Below are 609 nucleotides of genomic sequence, written 5' to 3'. Positions count from 1 at the left end.
CTCCGACCCTGGTCGAGCGGCTGATGATGAGGGCGCGCGTGCTGCGCCAGGAAGGCGAGCACGGTCCGGGTGTTGCCCTCCCGGAACGGTTGGGCCTGCCACAACGCGGCGAAGGCCTGCGCGTACACGACCGTCGGGCGGTCCTGCTTCAGGTCGACGGGCGGCTGGCGAAGCCCCTCCAGGGCGGATCGCGCGCGACCCTCGATCGCCGCCGGCGGGCTGTACGCCACGCTCTGGCCGTTGAGGACGATCTCGGGCTTCCACAGTTCGACCGTGCGGGTCTCGCCCGCCCAGGGGTAGATCTCGCCAAACAGCCGCCGATGGATGGCGGCGTAGTGCGCCAGGTCGAAGTTTCCGAGCACCGGCTCCTTCTGCATCTGGATCATCGCCCGGAACGAGACGATCTGCTCGCGCTCGGCCAGGGCCTGCGGATCGCGGATGTCGGCGGTGTTCCGCAGGACGTCGGTGCCCTCATACACGTAGGGGTCGGCGCTCACTGGTGCACCTTCGGGATTGCGGATGCGAAGTCGCGAAGCGGCGTAGCATCCGCAATCCCGAGCGCCTGTCGCGACGGCCAGCGTCGCTCGCCCTTCGAGGGCCCGCATGAGA

Annotated in this window: 1 protein-coding gene; it reads right to left on the bottom strand. The window is 69.5% G+C overall.

The window, feature by feature from the left end:
• The coding region (locus tag ACU8YC_RS25630) for a Fic/DOC family protein (RefSeq protein WP_446896055.1) at positions 1 to 497 on the bottom strand (497 nt) is incomplete at its 3' end.
• Positions 498 to 609: the final 112 nt, after the last annotated feature.

The organism is Citrobacter sp. VF227, from assembly GCF_052950715.1.
This window is presented reverse-complemented; position numbering and strand designations above follow the sequence as displayed.